The organism is Streptomyces sp. NPDC051320 (genome assembly GCF_040682175.1).
Taxonomy (GTDB): Bacteria; Actinomycetota; Actinomycetes; order Streptomycetales; family Streptomycetaceae; genus Streptomyces.
Genome location: NZ_JBFBAL010000009.1, coordinates 293,504 through 313,238, shown reverse-complemented (window position 1 = coordinate 313,238; position 19,735 = coordinate 293,504). Strand labels below are relative to the sequence as shown.

The 19,735-nt window shown below is 69.7% G+C and carries 17 protein-coding genes and 1 tRNA gene; 3 read left to right on the top strand and 15 right to left on the bottom strand.

What is annotated here, in order from left to right:
* Positions 1 to 25: 25 nt before the first annotated feature.
* Positions 26 to 2,428 carry a glycoside hydrolase N-terminal domain-containing protein gene (locus AB0M87_RS21840; protein ID WP_365855336.1) on the bottom strand — a complete coding sequence of 801 codons (2,403 nt, stop codon included), beginning with the start codon at positions 2,426 to 2,428 and terminating at the stop codon, positions 26 to 28.
* Positions 2,429 to 2,813: 385 nt separating this feature from the next.
* Between AB0M87_RS21840 and AB0M87_RS21835 the strand changes: the two genes are divergently transcribed.
* Positions 2,814 to 3,365 (top strand): hypothetical protein, encoded by a 552-nt coding sequence (locus tag AB0M87_RS21835; protein WP_365855334.1) that lies wholly within the window; start codon positions 2,814 to 2,816, stop codon positions 3,363 to 3,365.
* 28 nt (positions 3,366 to 3,393) lie between these two features.
* Here AB0M87_RS21835 and AB0M87_RS21830 read toward each other — a convergent pair whose 3' ends face one another.
* From AB0M87_RS21830 to AB0M87_RS21820, 3 genes are all read right to left on the bottom strand, one after another.
* Entirely contained in the window at positions 3,394 to 6,525 is a 3,132-nt protein-coding gene (locus AB0M87_RS21830) for a glycoside hydrolase family 2 TIM barrel-domain containing protein (RefSeq protein ID WP_365855332.1), read from the bottom strand.
* Positions 6,526 to 6,863: 338 nt separating this feature from the next.
* On the bottom strand, positions 6,864 to 8,225 hold the full coding sequence (locus AB0M87_RS21825) for a DUF4157 domain-containing protein (RefSeq protein ID WP_365855424.1): 1,362 nt from the start codon (positions 8,223 to 8,225) through the stop codon (positions 6,864 to 6,866).
* An 855-nt stretch (positions 8,226 to 9,080) separates the two neighbouring features.
* Positions 9,081 to 9,154: transfer RNA gene (locus AB0M87_RS21820), tRNA-Pro, on the bottom strand.
* A 145-nt stretch (positions 9,155 to 9,299) separates the two neighbouring features.
* Between AB0M87_RS21820 and AB0M87_RS21815 the strand changes: the two genes are divergently transcribed.
* Both AB0M87_RS21815 and AB0M87_RS21810 read left to right on the top strand, forming a co-directional pair.
* Positions 9,300 to 9,995, top strand: a complete 696-nt coding sequence (locus AB0M87_RS21815; protein WP_365855330.1) for a transketolase — start codon at positions 9,300 to 9,302, stop codon at positions 9,993 to 9,995.
* An 18-nt stretch (positions 9,996 to 10,013) separates the two neighbouring features.
* Positions 10,014 to 10,919 (top strand): transketolase, encoded by a 906-nt coding sequence (locus tag AB0M87_RS21810; protein ID WP_365855328.1) that lies wholly within the window; start codon positions 10,014 to 10,016, stop codon positions 10,917 to 10,919.
* Positions 10,920 to 10,926: 7 nt separating this feature from the next.
* Here the strand turns inward: AB0M87_RS21810 and AB0M87_RS21805 are convergent, their stop codons facing one another.
* The 11 genes from AB0M87_RS21805 to AB0M87_RS21755 form a co-directional block, all read right to left on the bottom strand.
* Positions 10,927 to 11,496: a GAF domain-containing protein gene (locus AB0M87_RS21805; RefSeq protein WP_365855326.1), complete on the bottom strand. Its 570-nt coding sequence runs from the start codon at positions 11,494 to 11,496 to the stop codon at positions 10,927 to 10,929.
* A complete protein-coding gene (locus AB0M87_RS21800) occupies positions 11,493 to 12,086 on the bottom strand; it encodes an ATP/GTP-binding protein (protein WP_365855324.1) in 594 nt (197 codons plus the stop codon). Before AB0M87_RS21800 ends, AB0M87_RS21805 begins: the two co-directional genes overlap by 4 nt.
* On the bottom strand, positions 12,064 to 12,435 hold the full coding sequence (locus tag AB0M87_RS21795) for a DUF742 domain-containing protein (RefSeq protein ID WP_365855322.1): 372 nt from the start codon (positions 12,433 to 12,435) through the stop codon (positions 12,064 to 12,066). The genes AB0M87_RS21800 and AB0M87_RS21795 overlap by 23 nt, the downstream gene beginning before the upstream one ends.
* Positions 12,436 to 12,437: 2 nt before the next feature.
* Entirely contained in the window at positions 12,438 to 12,872 is a 435-nt protein-coding gene (locus AB0M87_RS21790; RefSeq protein ID WP_365855320.1) for a roadblock/LC7 domain-containing protein, read from the bottom strand.
* A gap of 7 nt (positions 12,873 to 12,879) precedes the next feature.
* A complete protein-coding gene (locus tag AB0M87_RS21785) occupies positions 12,880 to 14,628 on the bottom strand; it encodes an ATP-binding protein (RefSeq protein WP_365855318.1) in 1,749 nt (582 codons plus the stop codon).
* 235 nt (positions 14,629 to 14,863) lie between these two features.
* Complete coding sequence (gene msrA / locus AB0M87_RS21780) at positions 14,864 to 15,388, bottom strand: peptide-methionine (S)-S-oxide reductase MsrA (RefSeq protein WP_365855316.1); 525 nt, start codon at positions 15,386 to 15,388, stop codon at positions 14,864 to 14,866.
* Between the two features lie 59 nt (positions 15,389 to 15,447).
* Complete coding sequence (locus AB0M87_RS21775) at positions 15,448 to 16,059, bottom strand: methylated-DNA--[protein]-cysteine S-methyltransferase (protein WP_365855314.1); 612 nt, start codon at positions 16,057 to 16,059, stop codon at positions 15,448 to 15,450.
* Complete coding sequence (locus AB0M87_RS21770) at positions 16,056 to 16,574, bottom strand: RNA polymerase sigma factor (RefSeq protein WP_365855312.1); 519 nt, start codon at positions 16,572 to 16,574, stop codon at positions 16,056 to 16,058. Before AB0M87_RS21770 ends, AB0M87_RS21775 begins: the two co-directional genes overlap by 4 nt.
* A 240-nt stretch (positions 16,575 to 16,814) precedes the next feature.
* The gene (locus tag AB0M87_RS21765; protein WP_365855310.1) at positions 16,815 to 17,474 is read right to left on the bottom strand and encodes a TetR family transcriptional regulator C-terminal domain-containing protein; all 660 of its coding nucleotides are present in this window, start codon (positions 17,472 to 17,474) and stop codon (positions 16,815 to 16,817) included.
* Positions 17,475 to 17,538: 64 nt separating this feature from the next.
* Entirely contained in the window at positions 17,539 to 18,723 is a 1,185-nt protein-coding gene (locus AB0M87_RS21760) for an MBL fold metallo-hydrolase (RefSeq protein ID WP_365855422.1), read from the bottom strand.
* A 130-nt stretch (positions 18,724 to 18,853) separates the two neighbouring features.
* Positions 18,854 to 19,645 carry an SGNH/GDSL hydrolase family protein gene (locus tag AB0M87_RS21755; protein ID WP_365855308.1) on the bottom strand — a complete coding sequence of 264 codons (792 nt, stop codon included), beginning with the start codon at positions 19,643 to 19,645 and terminating at the stop codon, positions 18,854 to 18,856.
* Between the last annotated feature and the right edge of the window lie 90 nt (positions 19,646 to 19,735).

Sequence of the window (19,735 nt, the reverse complement as noted above, 5' to 3'; positions counted from 1 at the left end):
CAGTGGTGCCATCCGGGTCTTCCGCTCAGGGCCGCAGGGTCACCGTCCTGCCCGGCTTCAGGCGCACCGTGCGCCGCCATGCACCCGCCTGTACTTCGGTGGTGGCACCACCGGTGCTGTGCAGCCTCGCCTCGGTGACCTTCCCGTCACGCCAGGCGAGGTCGACGGTGATGCCGCCGCGGGCGCCGATGCCGGTGACGCGTCCCGACTCGGCCCAGGCCGCGGGCAGCGCGGGGAGCAGTTCGACGACGCCCGGGCGGGAGTAGAGAAGCATCTCGAGCATCGCGGTCGGGGTGCCGAAGTTGGCGTCGATCTGCAGGGTGACCCGGGAGCCGAGGTCGTACATGTCGAAGAGGTTGGGCGAGGTGCCGTTGCTGGTGTCGACCGATGGCCTCAGGTTGGTGCGGATCAGCTGGTACGCGTTCTCGGCGTCCTTGAGCCTCGCCCAGCAGGCCGCCCGCCAGGCGCAGGCCCAGCCGTAGCTCGTCATACCGCGGGCGGTGAGCAGGTTCCGCACACCGGTGACCAGTTCGGCGGGACTGTCCGCGGGGGTGATCCGGTCGCCGGGGAAGAGTCCGATGAGCGGCGAGAGGTGCCGGTGGGTGGTATCGCCCAGGTTGTCGGGGGTCATCCACTCCTCCAGCCAGCCGGTCTTGGGGCTGACCTGCGGGAGGTAGAGACGCGACTGGAGGCCGGCGATCGTCTTCGCGTAGCCGGCGTCGCGGGAGAGCAGGGCCGCGGCGGCGCGATAGCTGACGAAGAGATCGCGGACCAGCTCCTGGGCGTAGGTGATGCCCTTGGCGTTGGTGGGTCCCTGCTCGGGCGACCAGTCGCTGTCGTCGATGAGGACTTCGCGGGTCCCCCCGGTGGCCGGGTCGGTGACGGTGGTGGTGATCAGCCGCGCCTCCCAGAACTCACAGGCGCCCTTGAGCAGTGGATAGATCTTCTTGAGGACGGCTCGGTCCTGGGTGAACTCGTAGTGCTGCCAGAGCGAGTTGCAGAGCCAGGCGTTTCCGGCCGGGTGCCACCACCACCCCATGCCGCCGTAGATGTTGGTGGAGATCGCCGTCGTCCAGCCGGCCACTCTCCCACTGGAGTTGCGGAAGCCGTTGCGGGGGTCGTTGAAGAGCTTCTGTGTCGTGCGGGTCCACGAGGGGATCTGGGCGGAGCAGTAGTCGAGAAAGGCGTCGAAGCAGTCGGGCAGGCCGGCGCGCTCGGCGAGCCAGTAGTTCATCTGGACATTGATGTCCGTGTGGTAGTCGCCCATCCAGTCGGGGTCGGTGCGGTCGATCCACAGGCCCTGGAGGTTCATCGGCACACTGTCACGGGAGGCGCTGATCATCAGATAGCGGCCGAACTGAAGGTAGGCGGCTTCGAGTTCCGGATCGGCCGGGGCGTCCGCCGCTCCGAGCGCGGTGAGGCGCGCGGCGGTGTCGAGGGAACGCTGGGCATCGCTGGAGCGCCCGAGGTCGACCGTCATCCGGTCGAAGAGCGCCTGGTAGTCGGCCAGGTGGGTACGCAGCAGCTCCGCCGGTCCCGCTGCGGCAGCGGCCCGGATCCGGCCGGCGGCGACCGTGCGCGGGTCGACGGCCGGGTCCTTGAAGGCGGTGGCGTCGTCAGGGGTGTAGTTGGTGCCGCCGGTGAGGACGAGGAGTACGTCCGCACAGTCGGTGAAGGTGACCTTGTTACCGACCGCCGTGACAGTTCCGGTGGTGCTGGTGGCGGTGGCGGCGGCCGCGTACTTCAACTGGTTGGGGAGCGTCGCGGCGAGCGACACCGTGGTGGCGTCGGCCGTGGCCGTCTCGCCGTGCCATCCGGCGAGCGTGAGGGATCCGGTGTACCGGCCGCCGCCGCTCTGGGTGAGGCGGACGACGACGACCTCGTCGGGGTGACTGGCATAGGTCTCGCGACGGTAGGCGACGCCTTCGCTGTCGTAGGTGACCGTGCTGAGGCCGTTGCTCAGGTCGAGACGGCGGGAGTAGCCGGTGACGGCCGCGGGTGTGTGGCCGGGGAGGTCGATGGTGGCCTTCGCCAAGAGGGTGAAGGAGCCGAAGTGCGTGGTGTCGTACGGAAATTGACCGTCGCCCTGCAGTGCGTCGTTCAGTCCGCCGGTCCACAGGGTGGCGTCGGTGAGGTAGAGGACGTCGTTCGCGGGGCCCCCGGTCGAGAGGGCTCCGATACGGCCGTTGCCGATCGGCAGCCCCTGCTCGATGAGTTTTGCTTCCTCGGCGGGTGCGGGATAGCGCAGCGTCACGGCGCGTGCCTCGGGCACCCGGTGCGCCCGGGCGGCCTCCGGACGCCGGACGGCGGCGGCCGCCGTGAAGGGCCGCATCCCGGCACCGAAAGCGAGCCCCGCTCCGAGGGCCCCTCCCGCAGCTCGGAGCACGGTGCGGCGCGAGGTCGAGGACTGCTCGGCGGGGCTCGTCATCTTCCGGTCCCTTCGACGTGAGTGCCGCAGGAGTGCGGCGGGCGTCGGAAACGTACGAGCTCTGCGGTGCCACGTCAACGTTCTGGGCCGAAAAGACCGCCATGCGGCACGAATTGAGCGTTATAGATCCGATGTATCGCCTCCCTCGTTGCGCTGAGAGGTAACCACGCGCACATCGCCCCTCCGTGTGGGGCGCGTCCTGGTTGTTGCCGGGGGGAGGGCTCACTGCCAGTGCTGGGCGTCCCATTCAGAGGTGTAGGCCCGGGTCGACTGCGATGACGGAGTAGCCGGGCAGCGGCCGGCCGCCCCTCGGCAAGCCGGTCGGGATGGACCGGGATCCCGCGGAACTGGATGTCGCACAGGTACATCGTCCATACTGCGCACCGTGGAACAGCAGATAGGCCCGAAGAGCCCGCCCGTACACGGCGCCGCGACCGATCCGGCGTTCGTTCCCGGCCTCATGCCCGCCCGTCCCGCAGCAGCTGTGGACGAGGCGCCGAGCCCGGTGGACGACAAGGCCGCCGAGGAGGTGACGGACCAGGTCCCCGCCGCGCCGGCCCCGGAACCGGAGGCCGACGCACCGCAGGTCACCACGCCGGACGCCACGGATGCGGAGCCGGCCCCGTCGTTGTCGGACGACGGAGCCGGCGAGAGCGAGGCCGGCCCCGAGTTCGAGGCCGCCGACCGTCGCGGCGCGATCGTCGCGAACCGCGCCGGTCTGGTGTTCCGGCTGGACGACCAGGAAGCCGAGTTCGGCTGGGACGAGATCGGCGCCGTCGAGTTCGACACCTCCAAGTACGGACGCCGGCTCAGCGTCATCGTCCACCTGCTCAACCGGCACCGGTACGAGACCGACATCACCGCGCGCAGCAAGGACCTCCTCGCGGAGTGGACCACACAGCTCGATGAGGTCCTTGACGCGTACTTCGAGGAGTGACTCCCCGGCCGTGGGTCTTCCGGGGCCGTCAGGCCCGCGCCCCGTCCGATCCGCCCGGTACGTCGAGCCTGCTGATCCGCTGGGCGCCGTCCAGGGCGCCCGGACGGGCGCTGGTCAGGTCCAGCCGCAGCCGTGAACTGCGCACCGGCTCGAAGGTGATGGTCGTCGGCCGGTCCGACCCGGTGGCCCAGGTGGTGGTCGCGCCGTCGACGGGTGCGTAGCCGTGTCCGTCCCAGACCGAGACCTGTACCGACGCGGGCAGTGTGTGCGTCGCGTCGATGGTGAACGAGACGTCGACCTGCCGGACCGTACGCTCCTCGCCCCAGTCGACCGAGACCCAGTCGGCGGGGCGGGCGCCCGCGAAAGCCGGCAGCAGGGCGGTGGCGGACTTGTGGAAGGCGTTGGACCAGCCGGTGGCCGGATCGTCGTCCAGCATCGCCGCGGGGAGCGTGGTGGGTGCGCCCGAATAGCCGGCATCCGCCACGGGATAGGCGGGGGCACCCGGCCCCGGGTCGGGCTCGAAACGCCCGGCAGGAGTCACCGGTCGTGCTCCCGGACCGGTGGCACGGACCGAGACGGTGGCCGTCCGCAGTCCCGCCGCACGAGCCGTGACCGTGACGCTCCCGGCTCGGGTGCCGGACCTGACGATGGCGAGCGCCTTCCCGTGGAAGGCGGCCCGGGTGCTCGCCTGGTAGCGCTCGGCGCTCTCCTGACGGCCGCTGTCCACGCCCGCCAGGGAGCCGCCGGCGACATCGAAGGCGATCACGTCGTCGGCATCAGGCAGGACGACACCGTGCGAGTCGACCACCTCCGCTGTGACGAAACACAGCGAACGGCCGTCCGCCGGCAGGCTCTTGCGGTCCGTCGTGAGGCGCAGGGCGTGCGGCGCGCCGGCCGTACGCAGCACGTCGGTGGCCACCGTCCGGCCGCCGAGCCGGGCCACTGCCTTGAGTTCGCCCGGAGCGAAGGGCACCGTCCAGGACAGATGCAGCTTTCCGGCACTGCCGTTGGGGCTGGTGTAACTCCCCGGGTACGGACCCGAGGTGACCGTCTTGTCGTCCCCGGTCGGCTCGGTCGTCTCCAGGTAGCCGCGCCCGTCCTTCGTCTTCTTGCGGTCGAACTTCCGCACCCCCAGCGACCTGCCGTTGAGGAACAGCTCCACCGTCTCGGCGTTGGAGTAGGCCCAGACCTCGACGTCGTCACCGCGCTGATGACCGGTCCAGTCCATGGGCAGCAGGTGCACCATGGGTTCGCTGCTCCACTGGCTGCGGAACAGGTAGTACATGTCCTTGGGGAATCCCGCCGTGTCCACCGCTCCGAAGAACGACGCCTTCACCGGGAACACGTCGTACGGCGTCGGCTCGCCGATGTAGTCGATGCCCGACCAGAGGAACTGTCCGGCGAAGAACTTCCGGTCGCGGTCCTTCTTCAGCCCGTACTCACCGCTGATCGTCCAGGACGCGAGGTTGTTGTCGTACGAGGACGTCTCGCGCCTGCCAGGGGTGTAGTTCTCGCCGGTGTTGAGGTGCTCCGGCTCCTGGTAGGCCCCCCGTGTCGAGGTCTCGGACGAGGACTCGGACTCGAAGAGGAAGAGGTGCGGGTAGCGGGCGTGCAGGGCGTCGACCGATGCGGCGGTGTTGTAGTTGAGGCCGAGCCCGTCGAGCTTGGCCAGCATCAGGTCCGCTGCCGACCCGACCGCGGGCAGCGAGCGGTACTTGTCGGAACCGATCACGACCGGCCGGGTGGTGTCGAGCGCGCGGATGCCGTCGATCAGCCGCTCAGCCATGGCCAGTCCCGCGGTGGAGGTGGAATCCGGTATCTCGTTGCCGATGGACCACATCAGCACGGCCGGGGAGTTGCGGGCAGCACCGACCATCTCGGCGATGTCCGCGTCACTGTTGGCGTCGAAGAATCGCCCGTAGTCGTAGCGGTTCTTGCCCCGCTGCCAGCAGTCGAACGCCTCCACCATCATGATGATGCCGAGCCGCTCGCAGATGGAGATCATCTCCGGCGGGGGCGGATTGTGCGAGGTCCGGAAGGCGTTGACGCCCATGCTCTTCATCAGCGTCATCTGCCGCTCCATCGCGTCCACGTTGACGGCGGAGCCCAGGGCGCCCAGGTCGTGGTGCAGGTCCACGCCCTGGATCTTGGCATAGCTGCCGTTCAGCGAGAGCCCGTTGTCCGGGTCGAGGGTGGCGTACCGGATGCCGAAGTCGGTGCGGTAGCTGTCCACCTCGGCCCCGTCGACCTCTATGCCGGTCCGGAGCGTATAGAGATGCGGGGCATCGAAGGACCACAGCTGCGGCCGGTCGACTCTCATCTCGTGGGTGGCTGTGCCCGGTTGCGCTCCGACCTCGAGTGCGGAGCGGGCGCGGGCCACGGTGCGGCCCCGCGGGTCCAGGACGGTGGACCGGACGGTGACGGTCCTGGCCGTGCCCGACTCGTTGACGATGTCGATCTGTGCACGGACCACGGCGTGTCCGGAGCGGAGCGTCGCGGCGAGATCCGGCGTGGTCACATAGGTGCCCCAGCGTTTGACGTGCACCGGATCGGTGATCACCAGCCGGGCGTTCCGGTAGATGCCGCTGCCCGAGTACCAGCGGCTGCTGGGCAGTTGGTTGCGGACCTGCACGGCGATCACGTTGTCGGTGGTGCCGTCGGTGTGCAGCAGATCGGTGAGGTCGTAGGCGAAACCGGTGTACCCATAGGGGTGGTTGCCGACGAGGTGGCCGTTGCAGTACACGTTCGAGTCCATGTAGACGCCGTCGAACTCCACCGATATCCGGCGGCCGGCGAGCCCGGCCGGCAGCCGGAACGTCGTGCGATACCAGCCGAGGCCGCCGGGGAAGAAGCCGGTGCCGCTGGTGGTGCCGTGCTCGGTGGTCGGGCTGAGCTCGATGCTCCAGTCATGGGGCACGGCGACTCTCCGCCAGCTGGAGTCGTCGTAATCGGGGTCGGCCGCTCGGGCGTAGTCGCCAGTGGGGTCGGTGATCCCACCCGGGTTGACCAGCGCGAACCGCCAGCCGTCCCGGAGCTCGACGGTCCGTCCGCCGGAGGCGCGGGGGCGCGGGACCGCCTGTGCATCGACGGCCGAGGCCAGTGCTCCGACCATCGGTACGGCGGTTCCTGCGATGAGCAACGACCTGCGAGTGACCGCCATGGCGATCCTCCTTCTGTCGGCGAGTGTCTGTTCGGCTACACCTGTGGCGCAGGGGGTACGAACTGACGGGCCATCCCGCCCCAGGAGTCAACACAACTCACCGTCAGCGCACAGATTCTCACCTCACCGCACAGGTATACGTCAAGTGCCGCGCAGTGATCGCTGTACGCCGGCAGACGACTGCTCACCGCTGAGCGGGCCGGCGTGCGGAACGACGCTCCGGGCGATCATCGGCATGCGGTGCCGGGGCTGGCTTCCGGGGACGCGACGGATGAGGTCAGCGATCGGACCCTCGCAGTCGCTCGAAACGTTGCGCGGATCCGACCGTTACCGCGTTCCTAGACCGCGTCCGCCTTCGGATTGACGTTCTTCGCGAGGAGTTCGTTCATCTCGCCGTACGCCATCGACGCCTTACCGTTGCTCTCGTCGTGAAAACGCATCAGGTAGTGGTACATCACGCTCACGCACTTGTCGCGGCTGCGGTATTCCGCGTTATCGGTGAGCTGCAAACCCTCGGAGATTTCCTTGATCTTTCCGTCAGGCGTGGTGTAGAGCGGATGCCACATGAGGGTGACGGCGGGATTGAGCCGCTGGAGCTTGCGTAGTTGGGGGATCTCCTGCGCGATCAGGACGCTGTCGGGGTTGTAGGCCCGCAGGAACACGTGCACCGGGCCTGTCGCGCGCTCGACGAATGCGGTGGAGAGGACGTTCCACAGCGGCGCCTGGAGCTTCCAGTTGGCGTGCAGCTCCAACTGGTCCACGACCTTCCCGAGTCGGGTGAACTCCAACGAGGTGTGTCCCTTCCCGTGTGCGTAGACACTCACGTCGAAGCCGCCCGACCAGAGGGCCAGGGTAGGGGTGGTGATCTTCAGATGGTCACCCACCAGATTCACGAGTTCCCGGTACCAGGTGTTCGAGGCCCGGAGCTTCCGGCGCTCCGCGGGGTCGATTGATTCGTCCGCGGACTGCCGGTTCAGCTCATCCTGTTCGAGGACCCCACCCAGCAGAAGCTGCCAGGCGCTCTCGATCACGTCCGCCGGGAATCCGCCCTGCTGCATCAGCCTCTGGAACACGCGCCATTCGGGGTGTTCCTGGGCCTTGGCCGCGTAGTGCTCCGTGGGGGCGCCGGCCGAGGGTTTGCGGCGTTGCACCGTGGGCGCGGGCCCCGTGTCGCCGGCCATCGCCCGCTGGAACGCGTGCCCGGTGGCCGGGGCGCCCCCGGACATGACGCGCCGGGCGTTTTCCTCCGCGGCGACCTCGTACCGGTCGGACGGATCGGAGACCTTCAACCCGTTGCCGTTGTCCGTACCCGAGACGGGACCCTGCCGCTGCTGGACCACATGCGTGAGTTCGTGGGCGAGCGTATGACGGTCGCTGCCGCCCTCACCGAGGACGATGTGGCTGCCGGAGGTATAGGCGCGGGCCCCGATCTCCTGCGCCGACTTCTTCGCGGCCGTGTTGTCATGAATCCGTACGTCGCTGAAGTCGACGCCGCCGAACCGCGCCTCCATGTCGTGCTGCTGTGGCCCGGGCAGGGGCCGGCCTGGCAGGTTCAGTACGTCGTGCACGGCCATCCGGCGCTGCACCGGAGCCTCCTCCGGCGGGGCCTCGCGATGACCGCAGGATGCCCCGTGAACATGCCGCTGCACCTCCAGCATGCGGGCTACCGCGGCGTTGCCCACGGAACGCTGCAGCGCCATGACGGCCGCCGGCGACTGCCCGCCCGGTAGCCGGGCAGCGAAAGCGGCCGCTTCCCTGGAGTCCCGGGGGCGCGGCAGAGCGGCGGGCCCGCGCAGCTCACTTCCCTGCCGCTGCGCAACGCTCACATCCTGCTTCCGCTTCTGCACGCACCCACTCCTTCGGCACTTCGCTTCGCATAGAGGTCCCTGTCTAGGTGACATCGGTGGCGCGGGACAAGAGAGGGAAGGGCATACAGCACGTCCTTGCGGGTACTCCATGTGGCCCCGCCGGGCACCCGGAAGCCGGTCGCTGCAGCGCGGGGGCTCCGCCTGCGCGTCTCCGCAGCACCTCCCTCGCGTGGGCGCACACCGGCCCTGGCCGACAGCTGGGGCTGCTGCTCGGGGTCGCGGCGGCTTCCACCTTCGCCAAGGGCGGCCGCCACCCGGCGCCGAAGTCCACCTCTTCCGGACGGGGTGCGGCCGGTCCTGTCATCGGCCGGCGGTCAGCAACGCCCTGGCCGCCGCCCGGCTGATGCCGGGCAGCAACTGCCCGCGCTGCTCGTGGCCGACCGTGAGTGCGCCCGGGTGGCGATCATGCCGACCTGCCGTACGTGTCGCTGACCGGTCGCACGGTCGGTTACTGTCCGGCTGCCGAGGCCGGCCCGCCGCCCATCACCGACACCCCGCTGCCCATCACCGGCACAGAGCTCACGGCGCCCCTCAGCGTGCCGCGCGCCCCGTACTCTCCGCCGAGCCCGATCGTCGTCACCCACGGACGCCGGCCACGGACGCCGGTCCCCACCTGGTGTGCCCAAAATGATCAAGGGCCGACCTCGAATACCTCCGAAGCCGGCCCTGACCTGCGACTCTCACGAGTCGGGACGACAGGATTTGAACCTGCGACCCCTTGACCCCCAGTCAAGTGCGCTACCAAGCTGCGCCACGTCCCGATACCCGCGCGACCAGGGAAGCCCCCGGCCGAACGCGCACCGAAACAATACCGCACTCGGGCGGGTGATCACGAACGTCATCCCGCTCCGGCGCCGACCGAGACCGCTTGACCTCAACCGCGCTTGATGTTGGATCGTCGGCCGCATGACCAAGGACCTGAACCGACTGATGGCCCTGATGACGGGCGACGAAAAACACGGTCCCGCGGCGACGTCCACCCTGGACGCGCTCTGGGTGCTCTACGACCGGGTGCTCCGGGTGACCCCGGAGACCGTCGACGCGCCCGACCGGGACCGCTTCCTGCTGTCGAAGGGGCACGGCCCGATGGCGTTCTACGCCGTCCTCGCCGCGAAGGGTTTCCTTGCCGAGGACCTGCTGGCCGGCTTCGGCTCGTACGACTCCCCCCTCGGACACCATCCGGACCGGCTGCTCGTACCCGGCGCGGAGATCGGCAGCGGATCCCTCGGGCACGGCCTGCCACTCGGCGTGGGCACCGCCCTGGGCTTGCGGGCGCAGGGACTGACCGGGTCCCGGGTCTGGGTGCTGATCGGCGACGCGGAGCTCGACGAAGGATCCGTGCACGAGGCCGTTGCCTACGCCGGCCCCGCCGGACTCGAACAGTTGCACGCGGTGGTGATCGACAACGCCTCCGCGCGATACGGCAGGCCGGGCGGCATCGCCGACCGGTTCGCCGCGGCGGGCTGGTCCACCCGGTCCGCGAACGGGAGGGACCACGCGGAGCTGTACGCGGCCTTCACCGCACCGCATCCGGGCAGGCCGCACGCCGTGATCGCCCGAGTCGAGCCGAAGAACGCCGTCACACCCCAGAACGCCCGCTAGAGAGAGGGAGAACCTGTCATGAACACCATGCGTGAACGCTTCGTATCCACCACGTCCCGGCTGCTGGACGAGGACCCACGGGTCGCCCTGGTGCTGGCCGAGATCACCGGTGACGCATTCCTCGGAGCGGCCGAGAAGCACCCCGACCGGGTGGTCAATGTGGGGATCCGGGAGCAGCTGCTGATCGGTGCGGGCGCCGGGATGGCGCTGACCGGTATGCGCCCGATCATGCACACCTTCGCGAGCTTTCTTGTCGAGCGCCCCTTCGAGCAGGTGAAACTGGACCTCGGGCATCAGGGAGTGGGCGGGGTGCTGGTGAGCGCCGGCGCCTCGTACGACTGGCCCGCGGGCGGCTTCACCCACATGTCCCCCGGCGATGTGACGCTGCTGGACACCCTGGACGGCTGGACCGTACATGTCCCGGGCCACCCCGACGAGGCCGAGACGCTGCTGCGGCATGCTGTGGCCGGGGACGACCGGGCGTACGTACGACTGTCGGTGCAGGCCAATCGGCAGTCGCGCCCGGTCGCCGGCAGCGGATTCCTCACCCTGCGGGAGGGACACGGAGGGGTGGTGATCGCCGTCGGCCCGATGCTGGACGCCGTACTCGGGGCGACCGAGGGGCTGGATGTCACCGTGCTGTACGCCGCGACGGTGCGGCCCTTCGACCGGGCGGCGCTGCGGTGGGCCGCGGCTGCCCCCGACCGGGCCGATGTGGTGCTCGTCGAGCCGTACCTTGCGGGTACGTCGACGGCCGCCGCCAACGACGCGCTGGCCGGCCTTCCGCACCGGGTGCTGGGGCTCGGGGTCGGCCGGCGTGAGCTGCGGCGCTACGGGGGGATCGATGAGCACGCCGCAGCTCACGGCCTCGACGCGGAATCGCTGCGGCGGCGCATCACGGAATTCCTGCGGGCGGCCTGCTGACCTGTGTTCAGATACCACCGCCCTCGCGGCGGTGGATCTGCGCGACCAGTTCCGCCGCCGCGGCCTTGATGGTCTCGAGTCCGGCGAGTCCCCACTGCCTCGGCACGGTGTCGACCACGCAGACCGCGCCCAGCGCGATGCCGGTCCGGTCGATCAGCGGGGCCCCCAGGTAGGAGCGGATGCCGATCTCGTCGACCACCGGGTTCCCGGCGAAGCGCGGGTAGTCGCACACGTCCTCCAGGACCAGCGCCTTCCGGCGGGCCACCACGTGTGGGCAGTAGCCGTGGTCCCGGGCCATGATGCGGTGGATCCCGCCCGCCGCGGCCACCGCACTCAGGTCGCTGCCGGTGTAGGTACCGGTGGGGGTGTGCAGGCCCGCGAAGAACTGCCGGTTCTCATCGATGAAGTTGACCATCGAGTAAGGCGCCCGGGTCGCCTCGGCCAGCCGTTGCGCGAACGCGTCGAATGCCTCGTCCCTTCGCTCTCCGAGGCCCAGCCTGCGTAACCTCCTTGCCCTGGCGGGCGCTTCCTGGTCCACCGGGGTCAGCAGCAGTCGGCACGTCGGGTCATAGGTCATGGGTGGGCTCCCTCGTTGGTGGCCGGTGTGGTGTCGAGCAGATGCCCCACGAGCGTGACGAGCGTGCGGATCCCCGAACTGGCGATGCGGGCATCACAGAGCACCACCGGAATGTCGGGCTTGAGGTCCAGGGCGGATCGGACCTCCTCCGGTCCGTAGCGGAACGCGCCGTCGAACTCGTTGACGGCGACCACGAAGCCGATGCCGCGCTGCTCGAAGAAGTCGATGGCTCCGAAGCACTCCACCAGGCGGCGGGTGTCGGCCAGCACCACAGCACCGAGCGCGCCCGCGGACAGCTCGTCCCACAGGAACCAGAAGCGCTCCTGCCCCGGTGTCCCGAAGAGGTAGAGCACGTGGTGCGCGTCGAGGGTGATCCGCCCGAAGTCCATGGCGACGGTGGTCGTGGCCTTGGACTCGACCCCCTCCAGACTGTCCGTCTGTTCCCCCGCCTGGGTGAGCATCTCCTCGGTGCTCAGCGGTGAGATCTCGCTGACCGCGCCCACGAAGGTCGTCTTACCGACCCCGAAACCGCCCGCGACGAGGATCTTCAATGCGGTGGGAAAGAGATCAGAGCCGTCGTCGTAGGCCATCGAGCACTGCCTCCAGCAAGGAAAGGTCGGTGGTTTCTTCGTCCGAGCGGGGCGCACGCGTGGTGACCGCCCCGCAGTCCATCAGGTCGGACAGCAGCACTTTCGTGACGACGACGGGCAGCCGCAGATGGGCTGCGATCTCCGCCACCGAGGTGGGCCGTTCGCACAGCCCCCGCGCCTGGGTGTGTTCAGGTCCGAGGTGTCCGGGCAACACCGATCCGGTCGCCATCACCTGGGAGAGCAGGTCGAGTTCGGCTGTCGGGCGGGTGCGGCCGTTGCTCACGGCGTACGGGCGGATCAGCCGGCCGGCCGCCTCGTCCAGCCAGGGGCTGTCCTGCGGAAATGGCACGCTCAGCGCCCCGTGGCACTCGATGCGCCGGCCCGCAGGCGGGCCGGCGTCACCAGGTACGGCCGGACGCTCTTGACCAGCATCGCCATTTCGTAGCCGAGTACCGCCGCGTCCGTCTCACGGCCGGCCAGCACGGCGAGGCAGGTACCCGAGCCCGCGGTCGAGACGAACAGCAGGGTCGAGTCGAGTTCGACCACCACTTGGCGGACCTCGCCGTTGTCGCCGAACCGTGCGCCCGCACTGCGGCCGAGGGAGTACAGGCCGGAGGCGAGCGCCGCCATGTGGTCGGCGCTGTCGGCATCGAGCCCGTGCACGGATTTCACCAGCCCGTCGGCGGAGAGCAGGACGGCGTTGCGGGTGAAGGGGACACGCTGGACCAGCCCGCTCAGCAGCCAGTCGAGGTCGGACGCATGTCCGGTCGGCACATCGCTCACCATGGGGCATCTACTCCTTGAAGGTGTCGTCGTCAGGCTGCGGGCCGTCGATCCGCCCGTCGTCGGGCTCCCGCTCCGGCTGCGCCTCGGCGAGGCTGATGCCGCGCTGGAACGCAGCCACCAGCCCGGGGTCGTGGACGGCGGGGTGCTCGTCCGCGGAGCGCGCGGCGGGCGCGTCCCGCAGCTGGGGAACCAGGTGCTGCTGGCTGTGACGTCTGGGCAGCTCGGGACGGAGTGGCAGGGAGCGCGTCGCCGGAGAGGGTGGCTCGGTGTCCTGCGGGGGGCCGTACTGGGCGCCCGGGAGGGCGGCGGCCGGATTGGGCCGCTCGCCCTGGGCCTCCCGTACCGGCAGGGGCGCAGGGGGAGCCGCGAGCGGCGCGGACAGCTCGTCCAACGGCTCGGGGGGCCGCGGCTGCGGCACGGTCTGCTGCGGTGGATACGGCTGAGTCTCCGACTGGGCGGCCGGCTGCGGAGTGCCGACGGCTGCCGGCTGGAGCCCGTTCTGGTCGGTGCCGAGCAGTCCGGCGGGCAGTACGAGCACGGCCTGCACACCGCCGTAGATGTTGGTCTGCAGTCTGACCGAGATCCCGTGCCGGCGAGCCAGGGCCGAGACCACGTAGAGGCCGATCCGCCCGTCCTGGAGGAGGCGTCCGACGTTGACCTGGTCGGGGTCGGCGAGCAGGGCGTTCATCTTGCCCGCCTCGGTGACCGACATGCCCAGACCGCGGTCCTCGACCTCGACGGCGAGCCCGGATGTGACGTACTGCGCGCGCAGCAGCACCTGGCTCTGCGGGGCCGAGAACACCGTGGCGTTCTCGACGAGTTCGGCCAGCAGGTGAATCACATCGGCGACGGCATGGCCGCGCAGCGTGCCGTCGATCGGCGGCACGAGTTTGACCCGCGGGTACTGCTCGACCTCGGCGATGGCGGAGCGCAGCACCTCGGTCAGTGTGACCGGGTTGGACCACTGGCGCCGGGAGATCGCACCTCCGAGGACGGCGAGATTCTCCGCATGCCGGCGGATCCGGGTGGCGAGATGGTCGACGTGGAAGAGACCCTTGAGCAGCTCCGGGTCCTCGACCTGGTTCTCCAACTCGTCGAGCAGCTGGATCTCCCGGTGCACCAGGGACTGCAGCCGGCGTGCGAGGTTGACGAAGACCTCGACCTTCTGTTCGTCGCCCGCGCTGCTGGAGAGTTGGGAGGCCTGTACCACGGAGGCCACCGCGATCTCCTGGGCCCGGACGACTTCCCGGGCGAGCAGATCGAAGGCATCACCCGCCGGGGCGACCGGCGACGTACGTCCGGCGGGCGGCCCCTCTCCGCGCCTGAGCCGGTCGACCACCGACCGCAGGTCCACCTGGCCGAGCGCGATGGAGCGGCGCAGCGCGTTGCAGCGGTCGAGCACCGTGCGGGCCACCCGGTCGGCGCCGAGCGCGGCTGCGGCCATCGCGGCCGCCGCGAGCGCCGCGCAGGCGGCGAGGACGCCGCGCAGGGCGGGCGAGGGGTGGACTCCGGCCGAGTGGATGGTGAAGACGACGGCGGCGGTCCCGCTGAGCGCGGCGACGACGGTCGGCAGCACGGCGGCACGCAGCAACTGAGGCCGTATACGTGCCTCGGGCGGCGGCGGTACGGAACGGGGTCGGCGGGGAGCGGACGGGACCGGGCGGGGGCCCGGCGGAACGGAACGGTTGCCCGTCCGTCCGTGCCGTCCGCCTTCTGGGCGGTCCGTCCGCGCAGCGGGTGCGCGAAGATGAGACATCAGCGTCCTCGGTACGTGGGATACCAGGGCTCACCGACAGGGACCCAACTCGTGCGTTGCGTCTTCCTGTTGATCAGCAGCCACTCACAGTAGTCGCCACGCCGTCACGCTCGATGTGCAGTTGCCGAACTTGCGCGCCCAGCGTCCCGCTCTGGTATGAGGGTTCGCACGCACGCCCGAAAATTATGCTGCTGTCATGTCGCGGTTTGCGCTGCGGAGCGCGCCGCCGCCGACCTCACTGCGCGGCGGCGTCGTCCCGGCGGGGAAGCTTCCAGTCGGGGCGCACGAAATGGCAGGTGTACCCCTGCGGGTAGCGCTCCAGGTAGTCCTGGTGCTCGGGTTCCGCTTCCCAGAAGGGTCCGGCGGGCGCCACTTCGGTCACCACGCGGCCGGGCCACAGCCCCGATGCCTCGACATCGGCGATGGTGTCGTGGGCCACGCGCTTCTGCTCGTCGTTCGTCCAGAAGATGGCCGACCGGTAGCTGGCGCCGACGTCCCCGCCCTGCCGGTTCAGTGTGGTCGGATCGTGGACCTGGAAGAAGAACTCGAGCAGCGTACGGAAGGTCGTCCGCTGTGGATCGAAGAGGATCTCGATCGCCTCGGCGTGGGTACCGTGGTGGCGGTACGTGGCATGGGGAACGTCACCGCCCGTGTAGCCGACGCGGGTGGAGATCACGCCCGGATAGCGGCGGATCAGGTCCTGCATACCCCAGAAGCAGCCACCGGCGAGAACCGCACGCTCGGTCGATGTGGTCGTCATGATGTCTCCAGCCTCCGAGCACGAGATTTCAGCCAAAATGGGCTTGACAGCCCATAATATCAGGTCTCCAGGTTCAGCAGCGTGGTCTTGGCGGCCGGGCCTCCCACGTAGCCTCCCTGCGTACCGTCGCTGCGCACCACGCGGTGGCAGGGCAGCACGACGGGAAGCGGATTGGTCGCGCAGGCCGTACCGACCGCGCGCACCGCCTTGGGACTGCCGACGAGTTGGGCGACCTGCGCGTAGCTCAGCGTGTGTCCGTAAGCGATCTCCGGCAGGTGGCTCTGCACCAGTCGGCGGAATCCGCTCGAGAGGGTCAGGTCCAGGGCCAGTTCGAAGGTTTTGCGCTCCCCGGCGAAGTACTGGTCGATCTCGCGCGCCGCGTCGTCCAGTCGCCCCGGAGCCCGCAGCACCCGGGGGCTCAGCCGGTCCGCCAGGGCGTCCAGCACCTTCTCGTGATCCTCGCCGGCGTAGGCGACACGGACCAGGCCCTTGGCGGTGGAGGCGAGCAGCAGGGGGCCGACCGGGGTGTCGATGGTGGTGTAGGCCACGTCCAGGAGCCCCTCGTGCCGGGCCGCCGCCTCCAGCCGATGGTGCAGCCGGGCGAGCGTCTCGGGACCGGCCGACGCCCGGGCCGCGAGGGCCGCGGCGGTCTCATCGGTGCTGTCCTTCATGCGGAAACCCCTTTCGCATACGCCGGGTCCGACCGGGCGGTCGTGTGTGTGCCCGCGAGGGCGGTCCGCAGCGCCTTGACGCCGTCGGAAGCCGCTCTGCGCGCCGCGTCCGCGGTGCCGCCGACGATCTCCGCGACATCCCGGTACGGCAGACCGGCGAAGTGGTGATAGGCGACGCATTGGCGCTGCTTCTCGGGAAGTGCCCCGACGGCGTTCCAGAGGTCCGGGTCGACGGCGTCCGGCAGACCGGTCGCCGAAGGCCGTTCCGGCGGATCTCCCACCGGAGTGGCCTGCCGTCGGCGGCTGCGGGTGATGTCGACGGCCTTGCGATGAGCGATGGTGACCAGCCACGCCTCGACATGGGCGTCGTTCGGAAGGTCCGGATAGGCGCGCATCGCGGCCAGAAAGGTCTCCGACCAGGCGTCGTCGGCGTCCTGCACGCCGGCGACCGCCCGGCACACCCGTAGCACCGTGTCGGCGTGTTCGGTGACCACCCGTTCAAAGGGCTGCTTCATTTTCCCTCACTCGGAAGAGCCTGGCCGACTTCTCCGCCGCCGGCTCCTCCAGTTCGAGGAGCATGCGCTTGCGCTTCGGACGGCATGTACCAGTGGTGCGGAAAATACAGACCGGTGAGGGCACCGTCCGAAGCGACCAGGGTCGCTTCGCCGAGCGCGGATCGCATGGCGCGTGTACACGTCCCGGTCCTCCCGGTGCGGTGGATCCCCGCGGAATCCTGCGTCGTCATGGAGCAGCTGTCATGAAGAAGACGCTCCGGAGACTCGGAATGTGAGGCCCGGCCGGCCGGTTGCGAACGTTTCGATGTACGCGATCGCGCCGTTCAACGCCGCCCGCAGCGGCTCCACGCTCGCTGCCGCCTGACCGAGGAGCATTCCGCCCTGGAACGCGGCCATCAGCACATGCGTGAGCTGTTCGGGATCCGCCGCCGCACTGAGCTCACCGCCGTCCCGCATCGCCCGCAGCCCGGCGCGGAACAGGTCCTCCCAGCGGTCGAAGCCGTCCGCGAGGTCGTCCCGGACCTCCGGCCCTGTCTTGAGCACCTCACTGGCGAGTGAACCGAACGAACACCCGCCGCGACACAGGTCCTCCCGCTCGATGCAGGAGTCGGCCCACAGCCGCAGCGCGGCGAAGCTGTCGAGGTTGCCGAGCGCGATCCGGTGCGCGCGAATCACCGAGTCGGCCCGCCAGGCGATCACCGCGCGGACCAGGCTCTCCTTGGTGGGGAAGTGGCGGCTCAGCTGCGACCCGCTCACCCCGGTGGCCCGGCGAATGGCTTCGTTGTTGGTGTTCTGCACACCGTGCTGGTAAATGAGCGTCGCTGCCGCCTCAACGATGCGCTCCCGGGTGGCGAGTCCCTTCGCGGTGAGCCGCTGCGCTGGTGCTTCGGTGCCTGCCATGCGGCAAGCATAGGCTTAAAAGAGGCCTAGTAGCCCTTAATCCGGATGCCCCTGCGCCCGCCGCTCATGCCTCGCCCACCAGGTCCGAGTCTTTGACCGTCGCCTCGGCGATCGCCGGCCAAGGAGCCCAGCCCACCGCCGCGGCAACGGCGACATCCCGCCACCAGGGGGTTGCCGGTGGCAGTGCGGCCGGCTCGAACGGCTCGCCGGGGACCGGAGTCGCTACGGCCTGGCCGACCCTGTGTGCGGCGTGCAGCGTGCGTTCGGCCGGCTCGGCCCACGGGTGGAGCGCCAGGTTGAACGTCCCCCAGTGGATCGGCAGCAGCACGCCGTACGGCCGGCCCTGTTGCAGGTCGAGCTGGGCCGTGACCCCCTCATCGGGGGTCATGTGAATGTCGGGCCAGGGTCCGGGGTGCGGCGGGGAGTCCGGGTCGTTGTTGGGCCGGTACTCGCTGTACGCACCGATCTGGATCATGGTGGCATCGAAGGGTCCGTGCACAGCGCCGATGTCCTTGAAACCGGGGAAATAGCCGGTGTCACCGCTGTGGTAGATCCGGTGCTCGGGGCCTCGGACAGCCCAGGACGCCCAGAGCGTGTGCTGCTGGTTGCGCAGTCCGCGACCACAGAAGTGCCGGGCCGGGGTGGCGGTGAGGGCGATCCCGGCCACCTGGGTGGTCTCGTTCCAGTCCAGCTCGCGCAGCCGGTCCGGCGCCACCCCCCAGCGCTCCAGATGGGCGCCGACTCCGAGCGGCACAGCGAAGACCGTGTCCGTGCCCGCAAGCGCCCGGATGGTGGGGAGGTCGAGGTGGTCGTAGTGATCGTGCGAGATCACCACGACGTCGACGGCACCGAGCGAGGCGAGCGGCACCGGAACGGGGTGCAGTCGCTTGGGCCCCGCGAAGGAGAACGGTGAGCAGCGTTCACCCCATACCGGGTCGAACAGCACCCGGCGCCCGTCGATCTCCGCGAGGACGCTGGAATGGCCCATCCAGGTGAGCCGCAGACCTGAGGCCGGTGGTTGGGCCAGATCGGCGATGGTGGTCGCATGGACGGGAACGTTTCCCTCAGGGGCCCTCAGGACCCGCTCGTCCTTGCGGAAATAGACCTTCGCGAACTCCAGCATCGATCCGGACTGGCCGGTTCTGCTGCCCTCCGGATTCTGGAATGTCCCGTCGGCGAAGTTCGGCGAGCGTCGGATGCGCTCCATCCGCTCCCCGGCCGGGTCCGCACCGAAGCCTTCCGGCCGCATCGCGCGGAGCCGGGCACGCAGAGAACGGGAGTCGGGCACGGGGACCTCCAGATGTTCGTTGTCGCTCCATTATGTGCGGCCGGTACGACAGAGGGGCGAATGCGCAGTGAACGGTGCTCGTCCCGGGACTTCAGAGCGGCAGCAGATCCGGACGTTTCGCCGCGACATGATCGCCGGACGACTCGCCGCGCAGCCGTCGCCCGATCCACGGCACCAGGTGGTCACGGGCCCAGTGGATGTTGTCGCGGCGTACCTCGGCCGAGCCGCGCGGCCGCTCCGGCGGCCAGGGCTGGTCCGGGTCCGCGGGCACGTCGAGACCGAGCACCTGGGCGGCGCGCAGCGCGACCCTGGTATGCCCTTCCGGCGAGAGGTGCAGCCGGTCGGCGTCCCAGGCGCGCCTGTCCTGGATGGTCTTGAGCGACCAGAGGTCGAGTACCGGGCAGCCGTGGCGGGCGGCGATCACCCGGACATGTTCGTTGTACGTGGCGATCTTGCCGCGCAGATGGCGCAGGACCGGGACCCCGCGGGTGTCGAAGCCGGTGGTCACCATCACGGTGCCGACCGAGCCGCTCAGGTCGGCCAGCGCACGCTCGAATCGCTCCGCCGCGTCGTCCGGGTCCGAGCCCGGCCGGATGATGTCGTTGCCGCCTGCGGAGAAACTCACCAGATCCGGTGCCAGTTCCTTGGCCCGCGGCACCTGCTCGTCGACTATCTGGTCCAGCAGGCGCCCGCGGACGGCGAGGTTCGCGTAACGGAAGGTGTGCTCGGGGACGCGGTCGTCGAGAAGTACCGCGAGCCGGTCGGCCCAGCCGACGAAGGTCCCGTTGGGTCCCGGGTCACCGACTCCCTCGGTGAAGCTGTCGCCGATCGCCGCGTACGACCCGATGACGTCCCTGTTTTTGATTGCCGAATCGTCTGCCACAAAGGCTCATCCTGCACCTCCCGACATGACCTGCGCGACCGAATTGGTGGGGTGACGGGCCGTGAGAAAGGCCACCCGGCCCGTTTGCGT